Origin of the sequence: Rhodococcus koreensis (assembly GCF_900105905.1) — a bacterium.
GTDB classification, from domain to species: Bacteria; Actinomycetota; Actinomycetes; order Mycobacteriales; family Mycobacteriaceae; genus Rhodococcus_F; species Rhodococcus_F koreensis.
In genome coordinates this window covers 2,903,749-2,926,268 of the sequence record NZ_FNSV01000005.1, presented here as the reverse complement: position 1 = coordinate 2,926,268, position 22,520 = coordinate 2,903,749, and the positions used below count along the sequence as shown (strand labels likewise).

The window sequence follows — 22,520 nt, the reverse complement described above, 5'->3', positions numbered from 1 at the left end:
CCGCTGCAGATCGGCGCGAGCTACGCAGGCCCTAGACATGGAGGACAGTCCGACCAGTGAATGCCATACAACTTCTCACCAAAGCTGGTCAGATCGTCGACGAACTTGCGCGACTCGGCCCGTCAACACCTGCGGAGCTGGCCAAAGTGGTCGCCGAACCGCGCCCGAGCGTCTACCGCATCTTGACCGCGCTCGAGCAGATATCTGTCGTTCGTCAGGCAGGCGAGGGTCGACTGGAGCTAGGAATCGGGCTGTTGCGGTGGTCCGATGCTGCGGTGGAGGCATTCGTCGACAAGGGTGAGCTCCGCCGCCAGCTGCGGTGGGTACGCGAACAGCTGGGGATGAACGTGTTCTTCTGCGTACCTCACGAACATGGCGTGCTCAGCTTGGACCAGGTCGAGGGCGCCGTGGTGGACATGCTCGATCTGGGGCCGGGGCGGATGCTTCCACGATTTGCCGGTGCGGCGCCGCGTGCCCTGTTGGCGTTCGAGAGTCCGGACGTGCAGGACAGCGTATGCGCTGGTGCGCCGTTCGGCCGGCTCGCGTCCGGCACTCCGATGACGGCGCAGGATCTGCGAGAGCTGCTCGACAACACGGTCGCGCGCGGATGGAGCGTCGACGACAGCGAAGTGGTCGAAGGCGTGGCATCGGTGGCGGTACCGGTGCGTCGAGACGACGGAGGTGCAGCGGGCGCAATTGCCGTGGCGGGTCTGCGGGAAAGTGTGTTGGCCCAGGAAGACGTAGCTGGGCAGGTCCTCACCGTTGCCGCCGAAGCATTGGCTGCTGCGATGGCTCGCGCGCAGTCGACGGGCCCTCGGTCCGACTCGGCACACAACAGGACGGCCCAGCCGTCGGAGACACGCGCCCCTGCATTGATCGTGAAAGCCGGCGCGCTGATGGAAGCGCTTGCGCGCGAACGCATCGCCACCTCGACCCGCCTCACGGAAATCCTTGACGAGCCGGTCAGCTCGGTGTACCGCATGCTCGCGACCCTGTCCGAGATCGGCTGGGTCGAACAGATCGGGCACAGGGGCGCATACCGTGTCGGCGGTCGGCTGCTCTCGCTGTCCGGCGAATTGACCCGTCGACTCGACATTCGACGCGCCGCGGGGCCGGTGCTGCGTGCAATTCACGAGGCTACGGGCGAGACCACCTTCATGTGCGTTCGGCACGGGACGCGAGCGGTGTGCATCGAACGCGTCGACGGGATACGAGTGAACAGCCGCGTTCTGCGGCTGGGTCGGTCGTTGCCCTTACATGTCGGCGCCGCGCCGCGGGCACTGCTTGCGTTCGAAGACCGCGCGGCGTGGGACGAGTACGCCTCCGCGGCGCTCAGCGAGGACCTGCTGCACATGGGTTCGCGCTCGACGCTGTACGCCGAACTCGATGAGATCCGATCGCTCGGCTTCGCGCTCAGCGACAACACCGTCACCCCCGGGATCGCCGCGGTCGGTGCCCCGATTTTCGATCATCGCGGTGAAGTTGCCGCCTCCTTGTCGGTCAGCGGCCTGCGCGACGGCGTACTGACACAGCCAGCGCACGGCCGATCCGTGACGGATCTGGTGCTCTGGGGTGCAGCCGAACTCTCTCGCTACCTGGGCTTCGACGTCGCACGACTATCCGAGGCCCCCCGCTCCTCGGCGTCGAACACACCACCTTCTTGACCCCCTACAGAGCAGCATGCAACACTATGGACGACTCGTCCACTCAGTGACAGTGGCTTGCGGCACTCGCTGACCGAATCCATCGGATTCTTTCTGCCCGGTGCCACGTGTACCTCATCGAACACCCGCGACCGCCCGCACAAACAAGTTCTCGCACACCGGAGCGGTCCCAAAGCAACAGGAGACGATGTGTCCGATCCGATCGTGGTGGGCCTGCTCGGCATCACCCACCCGCACGCGTCCGCGCGAGTGCGAGCACTGCGCGAGATCAACGGCGTCTCCGTGATCGCCGCCGCCGACGACGACTCCCGCCTGAAGTACTTCGCCGACAAATACGACCTCGAAGCCCGCAGCATCGACGAAGTGCTCGGCGATCCGAGCATCAACGCGATCATGGTTCACTCCAAGAGCCGCGACATGGTGCCCCACGCGCTGCGAGCCCTGGACGCGGGCAAGTCGGTCGTCGTGGAGAAGCCGGGCGGCGGGACCGTCGCCGATCTTCTGACGTTGCGCGACGCCGAGGCTGCCGCCCGGCCCGGCCAGATCGTGCAGGTCGGCTACAACGTGCGCCTCGCCCCGTCGGTGACACGAGCCAAGGAACTGATCGAGTCCGGCGTCATCGGCGAGGTCGTCACCGTCTCCGCACGCGGAGCCGCACTGGCCGGGGAACACCTCACCGAGCACCTCAATCAGCCCGCCGACATGGGCGGTGTGCTCTGGATCCTCGGATGCCACATGCTCGACGCGCTGGTACGGGTTTTCGGTGCACCCGAGTCGGTCAACGCACGAGTACACAAGAGCGCTCGCCTGTCGGACGAGAAGAGCCGCGAGGATTCGGCTGCCGTACTGCTCAACTACCCGGACATGTCGATGACGTTCAGCTTCGACGGTCACGACCGGCTCGAATGGTTCGAGAGCTCGCGCATCATCGTCCACGGCACCCACGGCATGATCGAGGTCGGCATCCTCCCGCAGAGACTGAAGGTCTACGTCGACGCAGACCGAGGCGGATACAGAGCGGGGTGGACAGAATGGACACAGAGCCACTTCACCCCGCCCTTCGCCCGCACCGAGGCGAACAAATTCTCCGAGCTCCCTGAACTCGAGAACATCAGTAACTTCCACATCGAAATGCAGGGCTGGATCGACAGCATTCGTACCGGCGCACCCAACGTCGCACCGGTGTCGGACGCACTGTCCGTCGCTCGCATCGTAGATGCCTGCTACCGCTCCGAGAAGTCGCGCGGCGCCGCCATCGACGTGGAGTCGGCGTGAACAACCAGAACGAGGACACCATGACACCGGAACTCATCGCCACCTGCTGGGTCAGCGCAGGAAACACAGCACCCGGACTCCCCGACGAAACCAGCCCGGTGCCCATCGAAGAGCGCATCGCCTTGGTCGCCAAGACAGGATGGGCCGGCATCGGCCTGGTACACACCGACCTGATCAATGCGCGCGACACCATCGGCTACGACCGCCTGGCGCAGCTGATCCGCGACGCGGGCATCGGAACAGTCGAGGTCGAATTCCTCGACAACTGGTGGACCACAGGCTCCGAACGCGCCGCCGCGGACCGCGTACGCGCAGACCTGTTCGAAGCTGCCACCGCGCTCGGTGCCTGTCACATCAAAGCCGGCGCAGGAATGACCGACGACCCCTTGCCTTTGGCCACTCTGGTCAGCGCGTTTTCCGACCTGGCCGACGAAGCAGAAGAAGCGGGAGTCCGGCTGGCCCTCGAGGCAACACCGTTCTCCCATCTGCGCACCACCCATGAAGCCGTCGACGTGGTGACCGGCTCCGACAGCCCCTCGGCGGGACTTCTGGTCGACATATGGCACACCTACAAAGCGGGCCTGTCGCACGACGAACTCTACAAAGTGGTACCGATCGATCGCGTCGTGCACGTGGAAATCGACGACGGTACGGATGAGCGGCGCACCGGCTTGGCCGCTGTCTTCGACGACTCGACCAACTACCGCAAGTACTGCGGTGAAGGCGCATTCGATACAGCGACGTTTATCCGTCGCACGCTCGACGCCGGCTACACCGGCATGTGGGGCGTCGAAATCATCTCCGAAGAACACCGCCGCACCCCCGTCGAAGAGGGTCTGATCAAAGCACGCGCCACCGCACTCGCCTCGTTCGAAGCGGCCGCCAGACTGTCCTGACGTCCCGATCGCACTTTCCGAATGTCGTCGCACCGCGGACGACCGAACCCACCTATAAAGGATCGACGTGTCTTCCACCAAACTACGTCTCGCCCTGTTCGGCTCCGGCCGCATCGGGCAGGTACATGCCCGTAACATCGCGGACCACCCTGAGCTCGAGCTGGTATTGATCGCCGACCCGTTCATCGACGGTGCTCGTGCACTGGCTTCACGAACCGCCGGGCGCGCCGTACAAGACCCCGACGAGGTCTTCGCCGACTCGACCCTCGACGGCGTCGTCATCGCCTCACCGACGCCCACCCACGTCGATCTCATGTCCACTGCTGCAGCGCACGGTCTGGCCGTGCTGTGTGAAAAGCCCATCGACCTCGACATCGACACCGTCCTCGACTGTCGCGAACGCATCAAAGAACATGCCGTCCCGATCATGCTCGGCTTCAACCGGCGCTTCGACCCTCACTTCGCCTCGATCCGCACGCAGGTCGCCGCCGGAGCGATCGGTGCCCTCGAACAACTCCTGATCACCAGTCGCGATCCCGCACCCGCACCGCGGGACTACATCGCTGCGTCGGGCGGAATCTTTCGCGACATGACCATTCACGACCTGGACATGGCGCGCTTCTTCCTCCCGAACATCGTCGAAGTGTCGGCTATGGGCACCAATTCTTTCCACGACGACACCAAAGCGCTCGGCGACTTCGACGCTGCGACGATCATTCTGCGCGGACGCGACGGCGAAATCGTCAACATCACCAACTCGCGCCACTGCGCTTTCGGATACGACCAGCGCCTCGAAGCGTTCGGATCCACCGGAATGCTGACTGCCGGCAATGTCGCTCCGACGACGGTACGCCGGTACGGCAGCAACGGCACCGAGGAAGCCCCCGCATATTTCCCGTTCTTCCTCGAACGCTACGCCCAGGCCTACCGCGCCGAACTCGACGCGTTCGCCCTCTCCATCCGCACCGGCGACCCATGCTCACCCGGATTCGACGACGGTGTGGCCGCACTCGTCCTCGCCAACGCGGCCGCGGAATCGGCTGCTACTGGCAAGACCGTCGCCATCACCGACTGACCGTCCCCCGTCGGTTATCCGCCCACTGGTCGGGCGAACAATGGAACATCCAGAAGTGGCGGTGCGGGAATGCCCGAGCATGTCCCGCATCGCCACTTCGATCAGTTTGCATACGCTCCGAGGGCTCCGACCATCGCTGTGCCGTCCCGGCCCAATCGACGTCGAACTGAAGTTGTTCTCCTCTGGGTACCTGTATCGGTGCGATTTGGATCGATCTCTTCGCTGAGGCTGTCGGCCTGCTCGTGCCGATCGGCGTGCAGATAGTAAGACGCATCGAGATAGTGGTGCTCGCGCAGCATGATGGCGACGTCCATCCCGTCTTCGAGCGCTCGCCAGTGCTGTTCCCATTCCGGCTTCCGGGTCCGCGACATGCACCGCATCGCTGAAAAGCGCGATTCGGCCTCGTGACCAGGTCGGTAGCGTGGCAGGTGAAAGACGTGCGTAGGTGCGATGCACGTCGAGGCCGTCATGATCTGCGCGAACGTGGGCGAGCGCCGTCCGGCCCCTGCCGCAAGTCGAGATCTCATTCCTCCGTGGACAGAACCTCGAAGCTGCGTGCGGGAATCTTGCGAGGAGAGCGCCGTAAAACCACGCGTTGCGTCTATGAAGTGGATGCTCCTATTGCTGTCAAGCCGTGTCGACCAGGTATAGGGATCTGGACTGCTGCTCGCGGTCGGTGAGCCACCGCGAGTAGTTGGCGGCGAGATCGGGGCGAGGCGTTGCCCGATCTCCGGACGTCGCACGCGCTGGTAGGGAACCGCGAGTGCGGTTGCCACCGTGGCGATCGGGATTGCCGGTGTTCGGCGACGTTGTCGAAGTCGGCCTGTGCCGCTATTCACCGGCAGCGTATTCCGGATGAGCTTGAAAACCTCGCGCGCGACGAAGCGTTTGCGGCGAGTGGATGATCTCGCGCTCGGACTTGCCCTCTGCTGTGCACCGCGCAATGCAGTCGACGGTGCGCGTGTCACCGGCGGACATCTGCACGAGCACGATGCGATGGATCGCGGAGTTGGCGGTGCGGTCACCGCCCCGGAGGGTTCGCTCCGGGCCGTGACCGGGAGTCCGCCGTGATCGAGATAGTGCGGCAACGAGTTTCACGCTGCCGAGATTTCTGTAGGAACCGCGTATCTGTCGCGGTGCGGTCACCAGCAGAGCACGGATCTGGTTCATCGCCGCGCCTGGCGCCTTGCGCGCCGACGACCGTTCGGCGAGCAGGATCCGCATCGATTCGACAAGCCCGTCGCGGCCTTTCGGGTCGGCGGCCCGCGCCCGGACAGTGCAGCCAGGCTCAACGTGCTCGTGGCCCGATCGACCTCAATCATCATACAAAGATCGGCCCGACTCCATCGACGCGAAGAGTGGAATGGTGCATATCCGCTGTTCATCGCCGGTGAATCGAGGCGAAAAGCGTGAGGGACCGCTGACGTGAGCTTGACCACAGCGCATCTTTGTCGTACATTTCTGGCATGTCGGAAACCACTCGCTCGAAGCAGCGCCTCTCTGATGTCGTCGCTCAGACCCTTCAGGACGAGATCCTGGGTCTTGCTGTGGGCGAGCGGCTTCCGACGGAGGCCGAACTGGCCGAGCGGTTCGAGGTCAGCCGGACGGTGGTTCGGGAGGCGACGCGACTGCTCGTCCAGCGTGGTCTGGTCGCGGTGAGCCCGGGTCGGGGAATGACTGTGGCGGCGGTGGACGGCAGTGTGATCGCCGAACAGTACGGTCTTCTGCTCCGGCTGAGCGAGGGGTCCTTCGAGCAGTTGATGGAGCTTCGGCTCGTTCTGGAACTCGAGATGGCTGCGCTTGCTGCTGCCCGGCGCACCGACGACCACTTGGCCGAGCTGACGCGGCTCAATGAAAGGTTGCAGGCGGCGGACCCGTCGACATCGGAGTTCCTGGACGCGGACCTGGCCTTTCACGAGCAGATCGCGCAGGCGAGCGGAAACCCCTTCTTCCTCCTGGTCATGAGGCCGGTCAACGACTACCTCAGTGACTCCTACAGCGCCGGCGCCGGGTACCCGTCCGAAGCCGGCCACACTGTCCAGGAACATCTCGAGATCGCCCAAGCAATCGCAGCGGGCGATCCGGCCCGGGCACGGTTCGCCGCGGAGAACCACCTCCGCCGGATCGTGCGCCACCGGGCCACGCTGACGTCATCCCGTCAGAGGGAATGACCGACACCACGCGCTGACGGGGCGAATCGCCTCCTCCCGGCTTACCAACACGTACTCGATCACTCTGCGAAGTGATCGTGGCGGCCAAACATGCCCCGAACCACCTTCCGGGGCGCTGCAGTGACCGCATATGCCTGCAGCACAACTCAACTCGTCCATTCTCGGTGACGCCGACGGGTGGTATACGCAGAAGGAACGACATGGCAATCGCACGGACCGCTTCGCACAGGCGCGGAGTCGTAGTCGCCATCATTGGCGTGATTCTCCTGCTGACGGGCTGCTCGACAGCCCAGTCGGATCGATCGGCAGTCGACCCGGCCGCACGGGAGGCGGCGGTGGAGAAAGCACGCGGCGGCGCGGCCGAACTCCTCGACGCAGGAATGCACGACAACCAGTGGACGGGACCGGAAACCAGCCCGCCGCCCCGGCCAGGCCTCAGGATCACCCTCATCCCGGAGCAAATGGCCTCGACCGGGTCGAGTCGACCGGCCAAGGCCATCGAATCGGAGGTCAAAAAGCTCGGCTGGGTACCGAAGATCTCCGACGGCCAGGGCAAGCCGGAGGTCCAGCTCAACGCACTGAACACGGCTGTGGACGAGAAGGTCGATGCCGTCATCCTCATCTTCGTCGACACCACCCGCGTCCAGTCCGCGCTCCAGCGTGCCCTTGCGGCGGGCGTCAAGGTGGTCACCCTCGGATCACTGAAGAACACCCCCGACACGGTCCCGGATGTGTCCTTCGACTGGGTGCGTGCCGGAGAGTCGGTCGCGCAGTACGCGGTGTGGAAGAGCGGCGGCGATCTCGGCATGCTGCAGATGCGCAATGCCGACCTGTACATCGTGGTCAACGGCCAGTACAAAGGCTCGCAGGACTACCTCGACACCCCGGGGAACTGCCCGGGATGCGACGTCGTCACCCAGGACTGGAGTCTGGCGACCTTCGAAGATCCGACGATCGGCCCCGCCGCGCAAGCGGTGGCCACCAGGCTGGCGAACCCCCAGCTCAACTGGGTCTCCTGCTTCGACTCCTGCCTCTTCCGCGTCAGCAACGGCCTCAATCGCGCAGGGTTCACCGACTCCGTTTCCGGCGCCGGCTTCGATTGCAACCCGGAGAACCTGGACATCATTCGCGCCGGCGGCGTGCAGAAGGTGTGCTTCGCCGACCCGCGAGAATGGTTGGCCTACGCGGCAATCGACAACGTCAACCGCATGACCAACGGCCTACCCGCGTTCGACTTCACCGAATCCATCCCGGTCGCCTTGTTCGACAAGGACTCGCTGTCCCAGCTCCCGCCGGACCGGTCGGCCGAACTCGAAACCAAGGGATGGCAGGGCAACTTCGACTTCCGCGCGAAGTTCGAGCAGCTGTGGGGGATCGGATAACACATGGTCACCGACCGAGAAACGAGAACCGCAATGACATCGAATGACTCGTCACCGGGTGTCGAAATCATCGGACTGTCAAAAGAATTCGGAGTCAACCGGGTTCTGGACGACGTGAATCTGGAATTTCGGCCGGGTTCGATCCACGCCCTGCTCGGCGCGAACGGATCCGGGAAGTCGACCCTGATCAAGCTGCTCGCCGGATACCACACCCCGACAACCGGAAGCATCCGCGTGCACGGGGAGGAACTGGCGCTGCCCGCCGACCCCACGGTGCTGCACGACGCCGGGGTGCGCTTCGTCCACCAGGACCTCGGTCTGATCGAGTCGATGTCGATCGCCGACAACCTGGCACTGGCCCTCGGCTACGAAAAGCGCGCCGCCACCATCGACTGGCGCCGCCAGCGCGCGACCTCGATTACCGACCTGGCCGCGGTCGGACTCGACGACCTCGACCCCCGCACCCTGGTCGGTGCGCTCGGACCCGTCCAGCAGACCCTCGTCGCGATGGCCCGCGCCCTGCGGGGACTGCAACCGGGGAAGGGTGTCCTCGTCCTGGACGAGCCCACGGCACGACTGCCCAACGCGCAGGTCGACGAACTGCTCAGCCGCTGCAGGTTGCTGCGTGATCAGGGCATCGCCCTGATCTACGTCTCACACCGCCTCGACGAGGTGTTCGCGATGGCCGACCGGGTCTCGGTGTTGCGCGATGGCCGACTCGTCTTCGACGACGTCATCGCCGCCACCGACGACCAGCACCTGACGCAGATCATCACCGGCGGCGCCGCGGCGAGCGACGCCGCCGACATCCCGGCACCTGCCCGACGCGCCGTCGAACCGGGAACGGCGCCGAAACTGTCGTTGCGGGGGGTGTGCGGAACGTTCGTGCAGGATGTCGATCTCGACCTGCGGCCAGGGGAGGTGCTGGCCGTCACGGGTCTGGTCGGTTCCGGCCGCAGCGAACTCGGCCGACTGATCTTCGGGTCCCAGGCCATCACCGCCGGGCAAGTCCGACTCCGTGGCCGGCAGCTGCACCGGATCTCGCCGAAGCTCAGCATCGAACGAGGCATCGGATACGTCCCCCAGGACCGCAAGCAAAGCGCGATCCCGTCCTTCACACTGGCGGACAACCTCTGCCTGGCGAGCCTGGACAAGCACATGAGCGGCGGCCGATTGTCGAGCAGCAGCGAGCGGACGGTCACCGCGAACGCGATCGAACGCCTGGACGTGCGCCCGGCCGACCCCGAACGTCTCCTCGGTGAGCTCTCCGGCGGAAACCAGCAGAAGATCGTCCTCGGCAAGTGGCTCGAACTCGACCTCGACGTCCTCATCCTGGACGAACCGACCTACGGCGTCGATGTCGGTGCCCGCAAGACGATCCTCGAGGCCGTCCTCGAACAGGTTGCCCGGCGTGAATTGTCTGTGCTGCTGCTGGACTCGGACATCGACCTTGTCGCCCGCTACGCCGACCGAGTGCTGGTGATGCGCCGCGGGCGTATCGCCACCGAGCTCGTCGGCGCAGAAATCACCACCGAACGCATCGCCGCCGCGAGCTACGCGGTTCAAGACCTTTCCACGGCCTAGCAGCCATCATCGAATCTTGGAGTACACCATGACCGTTCAACGACAGCCGGGTCGCCCGGCGGGAGCGTTCAAGAGGATCTTCACCGACTACGGAATCGTGATCGCCCTGATCGCGATCATCGGATTCTTCTCGGCGATGCGTCCCGACACCTTCCCGACCATCGCGAACTTCGGCTCGATCCTGCAGGCCAACGCCTCGATCATGTTCATCGCCTTCGGGCTGATGCTCCCGCTGATCGTCGGTCACTTCGACCTGTCGGTCGCCGCCATGGCCGGGTTCGGTGGCGTCCTGGCCACCGGGCTGATGTCCAACGGCACCGTCTCGCAGTGGCCGCTGGCGGTGCTGATCGTCGTCGTCGTGGCCGTCGTCGTCGGGCTGATCAACGGATTCCTCGTCGCCTACCTGAACCTGAACGCACTCGTCGTCACCCTCGGCACCCAGTCCGTCCTCTTCGGCGCGATCCTGTGGTACTCCAAGGGCGCGGTCATCTACAGCGGTATCCCCCAGGCGTTCAAGGACCTCGGCCAGGACCGCCCCCTGGGTATCCCGCTGCCGTTCATCTTCGCCGTCGCCGTCGGCATCGTGCTCTGGTACGTGCTGTACTTCCGTCCGGTGGGCCGACGGCTCTACGCCATCGGCGGCAGCCGGGACGCCGCACGGTTGACCGGCATCAAGGTCGACCAGCTCACGGTCGGCGCGTTCGTCGGCGGCGCGGTCCTCGCGGCCATCGGCGGTGTCCTGCAGGTCGCCCAGGTCGGTTCGGCAGCACCGACGAGCGGCTCGGAGTTCCTGCTCCCGGCCATTGCCGCCTGCTTCCTCGGCGAGACGTCGATCCGCCGCGGCTACTACAACGTCTGGGGCACCATGACCGCCGTCGTGCTCGTCGCGGCCGGCACCACCGGACTGTTCATGCTCGGCGCCCAGACCTGGGTGCAGCCGGTCTTCAACGGTGTCGTCCTGATCGGCGCGATCCTCGCGGCCAAGGTCGGTGTCCTCAAGACCCGGGCACGCAAAGCCCGCCCGCGCACCCCCACGGCCCCGCCCACGCCCGCAGTGGCCGCGGCCGCGGCCGCGCACTGAGAACACCGAGGAAGGAAACACCATGCGCGGATTGAACGGGAAGGTCGTGGCCGTGACCGGATCGGCCGGCGGCATCGGCGAGGCCGTGTGCGCCCGGCTGATCGACGAAGGTGCCACGGTGCACGCCCTGGACCGTACGGCGTCACCGCACGGCGAGTCGACGATCGTCGACATCACCGATCCGGACGCGATGGCGCACGTCGCCACCCGCATCGCCGAGCGGGAGGGTCGTATCGACGGACTGGTCGCGGCCGCCGGCGTCGTCGAAGACGACATCGCCGCCGAGGAGATGACCCTCGACGAGTGGGATCGCACCCTCTCGGTGAACCTACGAGGGCTGTTCATCACGAACCAGGCCTTCGGCCGGCCGATGCTCGCGCAACGCTCCGGCGCCATCGTCAACATCTCCTCGATGAGCGGCAACCACGTCGTCAACGTCCCGCAGAAGCAGTGCGCGTACAACGCCTCGAAGGCGGCGGTCACCGCCCTGACCAAGTCACTGGCCTCCGAATGGGCTGACCGCGGGGTCCGCGTCAATGCTGTCTCCCCGGGCTACGTCGCCACCCCGCTGCTCGCCCGCAAGGCGCACCAGTTCCAGCAATGGCTCGACGCCACCCCCCAGCAGCGAATGGCCGAACCCTCGGAGATCGCGGCCGCGGTCGCCTTCCTGCTCAGCGACGAGTCGCGGTACTTCTGCGGCAGCGAACTCGTCGCCGACGGCGGCTACAGCCTTCGCTGATGATCACCGCCGGCCCCCACACTTCCACGACAATAGAAACGAAACGGAACTCGGCACCATGAACCTCATCGATCAGCACGTAACGATCCTGCCCACCGACGCGGCGGACGCCACGCTCGTCGGCCGCGTCCACGACGACGCCATCGGCGGCCCGTGCATCGTCACCCTGCGCTCGGGTGCGGTGGTCGACATCACCGACGCGTTCCCGACTATGACCGATCTCCTCGAATCACCGGACCCGGTCAAGGCCGTCCGCAGCGCGGTCGGCACCCGGTCCTGGCCCATCACCGACGTCCTCGCCAGCTCCCTCGCCGCCCGCACCGGTGCCCCGTATCTGCTCGCACCGGTCGACCTGTCGGTGCTCAAGGCCGCCGGGGTGACGTTCGCGACGTCGCTGCTCGAACGGCTCATCGAGGAGCGCGCGGGCGGTGACCCCGAACAGGCCGACGCCATCCGCGGCGACTTCGAGCGGCTCATCGGCTCGACCCTGTCCTCCATCGAACCCGGCAGCGAGGACGCGGCCCGCCTCAAGGAAGACCTCAAGGCCCGCGGCCAGTGGTCCCAGTACCTCGAGGTGGGATTGGGCCCGGACCCGGAGGTCTTCACCAAGGCACCGGTCCTCTCGGCGGTCGGGTGCGGATCCGAAATCGGCGTCGCACAAGTCTCGTCGTGGAACAACCCGGAACCGGAGGTCGCCCTCGCGGTGTCCTCCACCGGACGCATCGTGGGTGCGATGCTGGGCAACGACGTCAACCTCCGCGACGTCGAGGGCCGCTCGGCGCTGCTGCTGCCCAAGGCGAAGGACAACAACGCCTCGGCCTCGCTCGGACCGTTCATCAGATTGCTCGACGAATCGTTCACCCTCGACGACGTCCGCGCCGCCGAGGTGCGCCTGCAGGTGCTGGGGGAGGACGACGGCTTCGTTCTCGACGACGTGAGCTACATGCGCGAGATCTCCCGCGACATCAGCACCCTCGCCGAATACACCGTGGGCGACGCACACCAGTACCCGGACGGGATCGTCCTCTACACCGGCACCCTGTTCTCCCCGACGCACGACCGCGGCGGCGAGGGCATGGGATTCACCCACCACATCGGCGACGTGGTGCGGATCTCGAGCCCGAAACTCGGCACCCTCGTCAACCGGGTCAACCACTCGGAGAAGGCGCAGCGCTGGGAGTTCGGGCTGCGCTCGTTCATTGCCAACCTGCACGGGCGCGGACTGGTCGGGAAGGTCGGTGCCTGAGATGCGGATGGTGATCACCGACCACAGCTTCGCCGGCGAAGACTTCGAACGCGCCGCCGCGAAAGACCTCGACGCCGACTTCGCCGTCTTTCACGCCACCACCGAGGCCGAGGCGATCGAGGCGGTCCGCGGCGCCGACGTGGCGCTCGTCAACTTCGCCCCCATGACCGCCGCTGCGCTCGGAGCGATGAACCCGAACGGGGTCGTCGTCCGCTACGGCATCGGCTTCGACAACGTCGACCTCGACGCCGCTACCCGGCTCGGGGTGCGGGTGTGCAACGTGCCGGACTACGGCGCCGATACCGTCGCCGATCACGCCGTCACCCTGACGCTCATGTTGGTGCGTAAAGTTGCCCAGTTCGACCGCGCGCTGGCAGCCGGCGGCTGGCCGTCCGCGACCGAACTTGCCCCGATCCGCTCGACGAGCGAGACGACGGTAGGTTTGCTCGGCACCGGGCGGATCGCGCTTGCCGTCGCAAAGCGGTTGCGTCCCTTCGGGTTCGACCTGATCGCCCACGACCCGTACGCGGACCCGGATGTTGCGGCCGCACACGGCATCGATCTCGTCGACCTCGACGAGTTGTTCCGGCGGTCCCATGTGCTCTCGCTGCACGCTCCGGCCACCGCGGACACCCGCGGGATCGTCAACGCCGACAATCTCGCCAAGATGCCGTTCGGGTCGTTCCTGGTCAACACCTCACGCGGCGCCCTGGTCGAGCAGGACGCCGTGCTGGACGCACTCGACTCCGGTGCGCTGGCCGGGGTCGGACTCGACGTCTTCCATCCCGAACCCCTGACCCCCGACCACCGGCTGCGCGCCCACCCGCACGCCGTCCTCACCCCGCACGCCGCCTTCTACTCCGAACAGTCGCTGCGCGATCTCCAGCGCCTCGCCGCCGAGGAGGCGGCCCGCGCGATCCGGGGCGAGCCGCTGCGATGCCCGGTGAACTGACCACCCCCGAGCGAAAGGCACATGCCATGACGATCACGACACTGAACAACTACATCGACGGCGGGTGGGTCCGGAGCGAGACGACCTTCAAGGCGCTCAACCCGGCCGACGAAAAGGTCATCGCCGAGGTCCCCGCCTCGACCGCCACCGACGTCGACGCCGCCGTCACCGCAGCCCGCCGCGCCTTCGCCGACTGGCGGCACGTCAACCCGACCGTGCGAGCCCGCCACCTCCACAGCATCGGCGACATCGTCAAGACCCGCGAACGCGAACTCGCCGAAGCGATCACCACCGAGATGGGCAAGACGATCGGGGAGGCGACCGGCGAGGTCGACAAACTTGCCAAGGCGTTCCACTTCTACGCCGAAGAGGCCACCCGGATCCACGGGGAGGTGATCCCCAACGACGTCGACGGCTTCGCCAGCCTGGTCGTCCAGGAACCGATCGGCGTCATCGGGGCGATCACCCCGTGGAACTACCCGCTCGAACTGGTCGGGTGGAAGCTCTGCGCCGCCCTCGCGGCCGGCTGCACGATCGTGATCAAGCCGTCGCAGTACGCCTCGCTGTCCCCGGCACTGCTGTTCTCCTGCATCGACGAAGCGGGACTGCCGGCCGGGGTGGCGAACCTGGTCCTCGGTGGCGGCGAGACGGGCCCGGCCGTGGCCGGTCACCCCGGATTCGACAAGCTGGCGTTCACCGGATCGACGGCAACGGGCGGCAAGATCGCCCGCGGCGTGCCCGCCGCGAAACCCCTCACGATGGAATTGGGCGGCTCGTGCCCGATGATCGTCACCGACCGCGCCGACATCGACGCCGCCGTCGCCGGCGCCGCGCGCCGCGGGTTCCGTAACGCCGGACAGATCTGCATCGCCATCAACCGCATCTACGTGCACGAAACGGTGTACTCCGAGTTCGTCGACCGCCTCACCGCGAAGGTGTCCGAGCTGACCGTCGGCAACGGCATGGACCCCGCCGTCGACGTCGGACCGATGGCGACCCGCGCCGGCGTCGACGTCGTCGACCAGCACGTGCGCGACGCCGTCGCCCGGGGCGCCACCGTCACCACCGGTGGCACGCGGATCGAGACGCTCGCGCCCGGGAACTTCTATCAGCCGACGGTCATCGCCGGCTGCAACCCGGACATGCTCGTGATGCGCGAGGAGACGTTCGGCCCCGTCGTCGGAGTCATGCCGTTCAGTGACCTGGCCAAGGCCGTCGACCTCGCCAACGGCACCGAAGCCGGGCTCGCGGCCTACGTCTACACCGGTGATCTCACGCAGGCGCACGACCTCGGGCGGCTGCTCGATTTCGGCAATGTCGCCGTCAACAACGTCGACGCCGGAATCATGAACGCTCCCTACGGCGGCCGCAAAGGCAGCGGCTTTGGCGTCGAGCACGGCAAGGCCGGGCTGGAGGGGTACCTGCAGTACAAGCACCTCCGCATCCAGTACGGGACACGGCAATGACCACCACACCGAGATTGCACCTCGGCGTCGACATCGGGACCTCGTCCTGCAAGGTCGTCGTCGTGGACCACACCGGTGCGGTGATCACCACCGCCGTGCGTGAGTACCCGCTGTTCGCCGACCGCCATGGGTGGTCGGAGCAGAACCCGGACGACTGGTGGGCGGCCACCGATGCCTGCATCACCGAGGTCACCGCACAGCTGCCGGACCGCGGTGACGAGATCGTCGCCATCGGATTGAGCGGGCAGATGCACGGCCTGGTGGCCCTCGACGACACCGGCACCGTCATCCGGCGCGCCATCCTCTGGAACGACCAGCGGTGCGAAGCCGAATGCGTCGCGATCACCGACACCGTGGGCGGCCCCGACGTGGTCCTCGGCGCCACCGCCAACCGGCTCATCACCGGATTCACCGCAGGCAAGGTGGCCTGGCTGCGCGATCACGAACCCGAGATCTTCGCCCGCACGCACCGGATCCTCAACCCGAAGGACTACCTGCGCTGGCGGATGAACGGACGCTTCGTCACCGAGGTGTCCGAGGCATCCGGAACAGGCCTCTTCGACGTCGCCAACCGCACGTGGTCCCCGGTGATGCTCGCAGCGGTCGGGGTGCGCGAGTCGATGCTCCCCGAGGTCGTCGAGTCTCCCGAACCCACCGGCACCCTGCTCCCGGACATCGCCCGCGCCTGGAACCTGCGCGAGGACGTCCAGGTCTACGGCGGCGGTGGGGACGCGGTCGTCCAAACGGCCTCGATGGGCATCGCCCGCCCCGGCGACATCGGAGTCACCCTCGGCACGGCCGGCATCGTGGCCGCGGTCTCCCAGTCCTGCCCGGACAACGTCACCGGCGCGGTGCAGGTGTCCTGCTACAACCAGCCCGGCTACTGGCACGTCATGGGAGTGTCCCTGTCCGCCGCCGGGGGACTGCAATGGCTCGCCGACGTCCTCCACCAGCTGCCGGGGGCCCAGGACGTCAGCTTCACCGAACTCATCGACCTCGCCAAGAAGGTGCCGGTCGGCGCCGACGGCCTGCTCTTCCTGCCGTACCTGGCCGGCGAGCGGTCTCCGCACTACGCCCCGTCGGCGAGTGGGGCCATGGTCGGGCTGACCCGGATGCACGGGCTCGGGCACCTCGTGCGCGCCGTGATCGAGGGCGCGCTGCTCAACATGCGTCAGATCCTCGAATCCTTCACCGAGCTGGGGATTCCGTGCGACCGGATCATCGCCTCCGGTGGGGCCACCCGCGACGGGTTCTGGCTGCAGACGATGGCCGACGTGTTCGACACCGAGGTCGTCACCATGACCGGTAGCAGCGAAGGCGGCGCGTACGGTGCCGCGATCGTCTCCGGTGTCGGATGCGGCACCTGGGATTCGTTCGACGACGCGTACGGGCACCTGCAGGTGTCCTCGCGGCATCTCCCCGGTCCCACCGAAGCCACCCGCTACACCCGGATCTTCGAGGGCTACCGAAACCTGTTCGGGCACTTCACCGACGTGTTCTCCGACATCGACATCGCAAGGAAGACATGAGCACCACTCAGACGAAATTCACGGCAGTCGTCTTCGATCTCGACGGCACCCTGGTCGACAGCAGTGAGGACATCGCCGCGGCCATGAACGAGGCGCTGGCCCGGCACGGCGATCACCGGGTCACGGTCGCGCAGGTCGCCGCCGCCCTCGGCGGTGGCCCCCGCGTACTCGTCGAACAGTGCCTGCGGGTCGCCGGCCTGCCCGTCACCGCACCGGTCGTCGACGACGTCCTCCGGACATACTCCGAGTGTTACCGCGCGAATCCGGCGAGAAAGACCCGCCTGATCGACACCGCCGCCGCCGTGCTCACCGAACTGGACGCCCGGGGCATCCAGCTCGGAGTCTGCACCAACAAGCGCACACCCATCGCCCATGCGGTCCTCGATGCACTCGGGCTCGGGAAGATCATCGGGGCGGTCATCGGTTCCGACGCCACCGACGGGCCCAAGCCCGATCCCCGGCACCTCACCGACACCATCGCCGCCCTCGGCGCCCCCTCGGAAGTGCTCTACGTCGGTGACACCGACATCGACCGCGACACCGCGGCAGCCGCAGGCATCCGCTACGCCCATGTGAGCTGGGGACATTCCGATATCGATGCCGACTTCCGGCTCGACTCCTTCGACGACCTGCTCACCCTCGTCTGAACCACCCGAAAGGAACTCCTCCACATGTACACGACCGAAACTCCGCAGGACGCGGCGAAATACGCCGTCGGCCGGGCCGCGGTGGAGCGCTACGCGCACGACGGTGCCCGACTCGGACTCGGCTCCGGAACGACGTCCGCGTGGTTCGTCCGCGCCCTCGGCGAGAAGGTCGCCGACGGCCTCGATGTCGTCGGTGTCCCCACCTCCACCGCAACCCGCGACCTGGCCCTGTCCGTCGGCATCACCCTCGTCGATCTCAACGACCTCGACCGCCCGCTCGACGTGACCCTGGACGGACCCGACGAGGTCGACCACGACGGCGACATGATCAAGGGCGGCGGCGCCTGCCTGCTGTGGGAACGCATGGTCGCCGAGGCCTCGTCGAAGATGGTGTGCATCGCAGACGACACCAAACTCGTCGAGCAACTCGGCTCGTTCCCACTTCCGATCGAGGTCATCCCGTTCGGGTGGAAGGCGACCCGGCGATCGATCTCCGCACTACTGACCGACCTCGGCTACAGCGACATCGAGATCGTCCAGCGGCACCGGGACGGGCAGCCCGTGGTCACCGACAGCGGCAACTTCATCCTCGACGCCCACATGGTCGCTATCACCGACAAGGCCCTGCTCGACACGAACCTCAACTGGATCGCCGGCGTCGTCGAGAACGGGCTGTTCACCGGCATCGCCCACGAAATTCTCATGGCTTCCCCGGACGGGGCGGCGAAACTCATCGAACTGCCACACCGGAATGCCGCCAGGATCCCGGCGTGGCGCAAATGAGAGGAGCAGGTACAGACATGGACCTGGACACCGTGCTGGACCAGGCGACAGGCGCCAACGCCGAGTTTGCCCGTCACACTCCACAACAGCGATACACGCAACTGGTAGAAATCGCGGACCGTCTCGACGCCGCAGCCGACGAGCTGGTGCCCGTCGCGATGGAAGAAACGCACCTCCCGGAACCCCGACTGCGGGGCGAACTCGCCCGAACCACGATGCAATTGCGGATGTTCGCCGAACAAGCGCGGACCGGCGAGTTCCTCGACGCCCGCATCGACGACCCCGATCCGGACTTCGGTTCCGGACCCAGGCCGAACCTGCGCCGCATGCGGGTGCCGATCGGTGTCGTCCTCAACTTCGCGGCAAGCAACTTCCCGTTCGCGTTCTCGGTTGCGGGCGGCGATACCGCATCGGCGCTGGCCGCCGGATGCCCGGTGATCGTGAAAGCCCACGAAGGGCACCCGAAACTCAGTGAACTCACCGCACGGCTCGTCTCCGCGGCGCTCACCGATACAGGCGCCCCGGCCGGAGCCTTCCATCTCATCGAGGGCCGCGACGCCGGCGTGGACGCGCTCCGCGACGACCGCGTCGACGCGGCAACCTTCACCGGATCGGTGCGCGGAGGCTTGTTCCTGGCAGGGATTGCGGCCGAACGACCGCGACCCATCCCGTTCTATGGAGAGCTGGGAAGCATCAACCCCGTCTTCGTCAGCCAGGCCGCCGTCGACGCGCGTGGCCAGGCGATCGCCGAGGGCTTCGTCGACTCCTTCACCCTCGGAAGCGGCCAGTTCTGCACCAAGCCCGGCATCGTGTTCCTGCCCACCGGCCACGGCCTCGAAGGTGTCCTCACCGAACGGATCGGCGGAAAACGCACCGGCGCACTCCTTACCGATTCCATCACCTCCGGCTTCGCCGACCGGCTGAAGGAGATCGGCGATCAGATCGGCGGCCGGATGCTCGTCGAACCGACAACAGTCGATGGATGCCACCAGCCCGCACTCCTGGCCATCGACTACCCCACCTTCGTCGAGCACTCGGACAACGTGCTCACCGAGGCCTTCGGCCCGTTCTCGATCATCGTCGAGTACACCGACGTCAAGCAGCTCACCGACGCCGCCGACCGCCTGCACGGCTCGCTCACCATCACCCTGCACGCAGAAGAAGCCGACGCGGACGCACTCGACGACCTCCGCCGTCTGGCGGAGACGCGAACCGGACGACTGATCCTCAACGAGTGGCCAACCGGCGTATCGGTCACACCCGCACAGCACCACGGCGGACCCTTCCCGTCGACGACCTCACCACTGCACACCGCGGTCGGAACCGCAGCCGTCGAGCGATTCCTCCGCCCCGTCGCTTTCCAGAACTACTTCGACTCCTGGCTCCCCGAACCACTGCAGGAAGCGAACCCATGGAACATTCCCCAAAAACGGTCACCAGCAGGGCAATCGAAGCTCTGGGGGCGGAGCTGACCCTCTGAAATTGGCGCACGAAAAGTGCGCTGCGGGTACTTTCGCCCGTGCCGTCAGACGACGAGGGCGGCACTACCAGCGCCGCCGATCATCGTCTCGACCACAGACGGCGCCGGCACTGACGTCGTCGCGTGGCACCGCGCCCGCAACGGTGCACTGCGGACGCACATTCACGCCAAGGAGCCGGGGCAACGCGGTGTTGTAGCGCTACAACGCGGTATCGCTACAACACCGCACTCGGCCGCGGACAGCCCGCCTGCCACCACCAGACCCACGGAGAACGCATGCCAGCGAACGACCCCATCACCCGCCCGACATCACTGTCGATGACCGTGCTGATGACCCCGGACATGGCCAACTTCTCCGGCAACGTCCACGGCGGCAGCCTGCTCAAACTGCTCGACCAGGTCGCCTACAGCTGCGCGAGTCGCTACGCCGGCACCTACGTCGTCACCCTGTCCGTTGACCGCGTCCACTTCCGGGACATCATCCACGTCGGAGAACTGGTCACCTTCTCCGCATCGGTGAACTACACCGGACGCACCTCGATGGAAATCGGTATCCGGGTCGACACCGAGAACATCCAGGAAGGAGCCAGCCGCCACACCAACAGCTCATACTTCACCATGGTCGCCGTCGACTCCGACGGCAAACCCGTGACCATTGCACCCCGCCCCCTCCACACCGACCTCGACACACAGCGATTCGAGTCAGCACGGCAGCGGCGCCGAGCCCAACGCGACGCCTTCGCCAGCCCCCACGGCATCGCACCGTCCGTCACCACGTGAGTAAGCCGTCGAAAGCAGCAACATTTCCCACGCCGGCAACCGTGCTCTCTCCCGGAGGGCGGGCAATTGTCTGCAGTTAGGTTGCGGAAGAATGATTTGGCCATCCCTGCGATTGACACAGCACCCCACCCGGTCCGCATCAAATCTGATTGGATCTCGCGTACGACGACCTCTTTTCCGTCGGTCGGCCTCCGATCGGGTGGACCAGGTTCCTCTGCTGGATGTCGTCGCAGATCGTTGGTCGTCCGCCCTACGTGCTTTCGCGGTTCTTCACGGACATGCAGGCGAACACCAGTGCACGGTCGACAACGTCACGGAGTGTCCGAACTTTCTTCAACTCGATGACCTGTGCGCGTCGACTTGTTCACATCGCGAATAGGACGATCCGCGCTCCGAAGTCGATGACCACCGGACATCCGATCTGCCCTCCCATCGGTGTAGACCGGGGACTTCCAGGCAGCGCATTTGGCGCTCACATTTCAGTCCGTCCCACTGCGACGGTTGTGGGAGGCACACGCAATAGCGCGGCTCAGCGACATTCAGCGACTGCTCCGCAACGCTCCGCCCGCCGCAGCAGATGTGAACACCGAGAAACAGGATGTCTTCGCGGCGAAGCGGAGGCAAGTCAGGTGTGGGGAGAATGCCGTATCTCGGGTTGATCGTGCTGGTGCTGTGGGTGGGGTGTCTGGTCGATGTGATCTGCGCCGAGGACTATCGGGGTGCGGCATCTGCCGAGTGTCGCCGGAGGGGCAGGCTCTGTGATCCACTAGTTGACTTACTCATCGTTATCCGAACTTTGGGAATGTATGTCTAGCAGAATATTTGGCGGAATATTCGACGCGGGCGACTGAGTGCCTGACTGAAGTCGCCGAGACCGAGATCGCAGTGTCGCACTGGTGAGGTCGGCGCCGCATGCTACCCACACGTGCGCGACCAGTTCACCACCCCGTCGTCGGGGATGTCGCGTGGGGGTGTGTTGGGCGCGCACTCCAGGCGAATGGGTGGTCGGTGCAGATCGTTCTGGGTGGCGCAGAGCGCCACGAGTCGCGTTTTGTTGGGGGGCTTCTCAATTCGACTGGCAGTTGCTCGGATGACAACGCCCCAACGCTGGGAGCGCGTCACCAAGTCCGGCTACCAGGCCTGTGCACATAGTCCGACGGTGTGGCTGTTCGAACGACCTTCTCGACGGGGAGCCCCGCCCTAACTCCATGCGCGGGCCCGGTCCGACCCCCGTATCGTTGTCGCGGCTGCCCAACCGGCCCTCATTCCGCATAGTTCCCACTTGACTCGTGGCTCGGCACATAGCCGCCCTGGATCTCCATGGCTGTGTGAGTCGGAGCCTTCGGCATCACCACAGCCGCTCAGTGAGTCGGTCCCCATGCAATCATTCGGAGTGGTCAGCACCTTTGCCGGCCGTAAGGCCGATTCAATCCAATCGGGAGGGTCTCGATCGTGCCCGCAGGCGCGGCTGAAAGCCGGGAGCCGATATCTCAGCTGTGCCGTATTGCTCGTTGTCTCGTCATTCCCGGCCTATCCCTCTGCGGGTAGCCGTACTCCCGGAGCTTCGCCATGCAGAAGGTGATCAGAGCTTTACGCTCCTCATCCCCGAGGCCGACTGTACGCGGGCGGGCGAGGAGGGCCAGGACTCGCTGATAGAACGTGGGTTCGCTGATGCCGAATTCGGGCAGGATCTGATCGTCGTTGCCGCCGTAGGGTTGCCAGGTCCGTGCGAAGGCCAGCATGTCCTTTTCGTGTAGGTCCATCTCGTCG

Annotated in this window: 20 protein-coding genes; 17 read left to right on the top strand and 3 right to left on the bottom strand. The window is 66.1% G+C overall.

The window, feature by feature from the left end:
• The first annotated feature begins 56 nt into the window (after positions 1 to 56).
• The 4 genes from BLV94_RS18035 (at position 57) to iolG (ending at position 4,910) form a co-directional block, all read left to right on the top strand.
• The gene (locus BLV94_RS18035; protein ID WP_072937589.1) at positions 57 to 1,664 is read left to right on the top strand and encodes an IclR family transcriptional regulator; all 1,608 of its coding nucleotides are present in this window, start codon (positions 57 to 59) and stop codon (positions 1,662 to 1,664) included.
• A 189-nt stretch (positions 1,665 to 1,853) separates the two neighbouring features.
• Complete coding sequence (locus tag BLV94_RS18030) at positions 1,854 to 2,939, top strand: Gfo/Idh/MocA family protein (protein WP_072937588.1); 1,086 nt, start codon at positions 1,854 to 1,856, stop codon at positions 2,937 to 2,939.
• On the top strand, positions 2,936 to 3,835 hold the full coding sequence (locus tag BLV94_RS18025) for a sugar phosphate isomerase/epimerase family protein (protein ID WP_083395600.1): 900 nt from the start codon (positions 2,936 to 2,938) through the stop codon (positions 3,833 to 3,835). Before BLV94_RS18030 ends, BLV94_RS18025 begins: the two co-directional genes overlap by 4 nt.
• Before the next feature lie 67 nt (positions 3,836 to 3,902).
• Positions 3,903 to 4,910, top strand: a complete 1,008-nt coding sequence (iolG, locus tag BLV94_RS18020) for an inositol 2-dehydrogenase (protein WP_072937587.1) — start codon at positions 3,903 to 3,905, stop codon at positions 4,908 to 4,910.
• 101 nt (positions 4,911 to 5,011) lie between these two features.
• On the opposite strand, the gene BLV94_RS18015 is transcribed toward iolG, so the two are convergent.
• Both BLV94_RS18015 and BLV94_RS18010 read right to left on the bottom strand, forming a co-directional pair.
• Complete coding sequence (locus BLV94_RS18015; RefSeq protein ID WP_143051403.1) at positions 5,012 to 5,281, bottom strand: hypothetical protein; 270 nt, start codon at positions 5,279 to 5,281, stop codon at positions 5,012 to 5,014.
• Positions 5,282 to 5,741: 460 nt separating this feature from the next.
• Positions 5,742 to 6,134: a hypothetical protein gene (locus BLV94_RS18010; protein ID WP_072937585.1), complete on the bottom strand. Its 393-nt coding sequence runs from the start codon at positions 6,132 to 6,134 to the stop codon at positions 5,742 to 5,744.
• 242 nt (positions 6,135 to 6,376) lie between these two features.
• Here BLV94_RS18010 and BLV94_RS18005 point away from each other — a divergent pair, with 242 nt between their 5' ends.
• The 13 genes from BLV94_RS18005 to BLV94_RS17945 all read left to right on the top strand — a co-directional run bounded on the left by BLV94_RS18005 (position 6,377) and on the right by BLV94_RS17945 (position 20,750).
• Positions 6,377 to 7,081 (top strand): FadR/GntR family transcriptional regulator, encoded by a 705-nt coding sequence (locus BLV94_RS18005; RefSeq protein ID WP_072937584.1) that lies wholly within the window; start codon positions 6,377 to 6,379, stop codon positions 7,079 to 7,081.
• Between the two features lie 335 nt (positions 7,082 to 7,416).
• Positions 7,417 to 8,463, top strand: a complete 1,047-nt coding sequence (locus tag BLV94_RS18000) for a sugar ABC transporter substrate-binding protein (protein WP_241031496.1) — start codon at positions 7,417 to 7,419, stop codon at positions 8,461 to 8,463.
• A gap of 33 nt (positions 8,464 to 8,496) precedes the next feature.
• Positions 8,497 to 10,047, top strand: coding sequence for a sugar ABC transporter ATP-binding protein (locus BLV94_RS17995; protein ID WP_244163624.1), 1,551 nt, complete (start codon positions 8,497 to 8,499; stop codon positions 10,045 to 10,047).
• 28 nt (positions 10,048 to 10,075) lie between these two features.
• Positions 10,076 to 11,128, top strand: coding sequence for an ABC transporter permease (locus BLV94_RS17990; RefSeq protein WP_072937581.1), 1,053 nt, complete (start codon positions 10,076 to 10,078; stop codon positions 11,126 to 11,128).
• 22 nt (positions 11,129 to 11,150) lie between these two features.
• Positions 11,151 to 11,867, top strand: coding sequence for an SDR family NAD(P)-dependent oxidoreductase (locus BLV94_RS17985; protein WP_072937580.1), 717 nt, complete (start codon positions 11,151 to 11,153; stop codon positions 11,865 to 11,867).
• Between the two features lie 58 nt (positions 11,868 to 11,925).
• Entirely contained in the window at positions 11,926 to 13,113 is a 1,188-nt protein-coding gene (locus BLV94_RS17980) for a fumarylacetoacetate hydrolase family protein (protein WP_072937579.1), read from the top strand.
• 1 nt (position 13,114) lies between these two features.
• A complete protein-coding gene (locus tag BLV94_RS17975; protein ID WP_072937578.1) occupies positions 13,115 to 14,065 on the top strand; it encodes a C-terminal binding protein in 951 nt (316 codons plus the stop codon).
• 26 nt (positions 14,066 to 14,091) lie between these two features.
• Positions 14,092 to 15,531 (top strand): aldehyde dehydrogenase family protein, encoded by a 1,440-nt coding sequence (locus tag BLV94_RS17970; protein ID WP_241031498.1) that lies wholly within the window; start codon positions 14,092 to 14,094, stop codon positions 15,529 to 15,531.
• Complete coding sequence (gene xylB / locus BLV94_RS17965; protein ID WP_072937576.1) at positions 15,528 to 17,060, top strand: xylulokinase; 1,533 nt, start codon at positions 15,528 to 15,530, stop codon at positions 17,058 to 17,060. Before BLV94_RS17970 ends, xylB begins: the two co-directional genes overlap by 4 nt.
• A complete protein-coding gene (locus tag BLV94_RS17960; protein WP_072937575.1) occupies positions 17,057 to 17,707 on the top strand; it encodes an HAD family hydrolase in 651 nt (216 codons plus the stop codon). The genes xylB and BLV94_RS17960 overlap by 4 nt, the downstream gene beginning before the upstream one ends.
• Before the next feature lie 24 nt (positions 17,708 to 17,731).
• Positions 17,732 to 18,490: a ribose-5-phosphate isomerase RpiA gene (rpiA, locus tag BLV94_RS17955; RefSeq protein ID WP_072937574.1), complete on the top strand. Its 759-nt coding sequence runs from the start codon at positions 17,732 to 17,734 to the stop codon at positions 18,488 to 18,490.
• Positions 18,491 to 18,507: 17 nt separating this feature from the next.
• Positions 18,508 to 19,962: an aldehyde dehydrogenase (NADP(+)) gene (locus tag BLV94_RS17950; RefSeq protein ID WP_244163623.1), complete on the top strand. Its 1,455-nt coding sequence runs from the start codon at positions 18,508 to 18,510 to the stop codon at positions 19,960 to 19,962.
• Positions 19,963 to 20,246: 284 nt separating this feature from the next.
• Complete coding sequence (locus BLV94_RS17945) at positions 20,247 to 20,750, top strand: acyl-CoA thioesterase (RefSeq protein ID WP_072937572.1); 504 nt, start codon at positions 20,247 to 20,249, stop codon at positions 20,748 to 20,750.
• Between the two features lie 1,490 nt (positions 20,751 to 22,240).
• On the opposite strand, the gene BLV94_RS17940 is transcribed toward BLV94_RS17945, so the two are convergent.
• Complete coding sequence (locus BLV94_RS17940; protein WP_072937571.1) at positions 22,241 to 22,513, bottom strand: DUF3263 domain-containing protein; 273 nt, start codon at positions 22,511 to 22,513, stop codon at positions 22,241 to 22,243.
• Between the last annotated feature and the right edge of the window lie 7 nt (positions 22,514 to 22,520).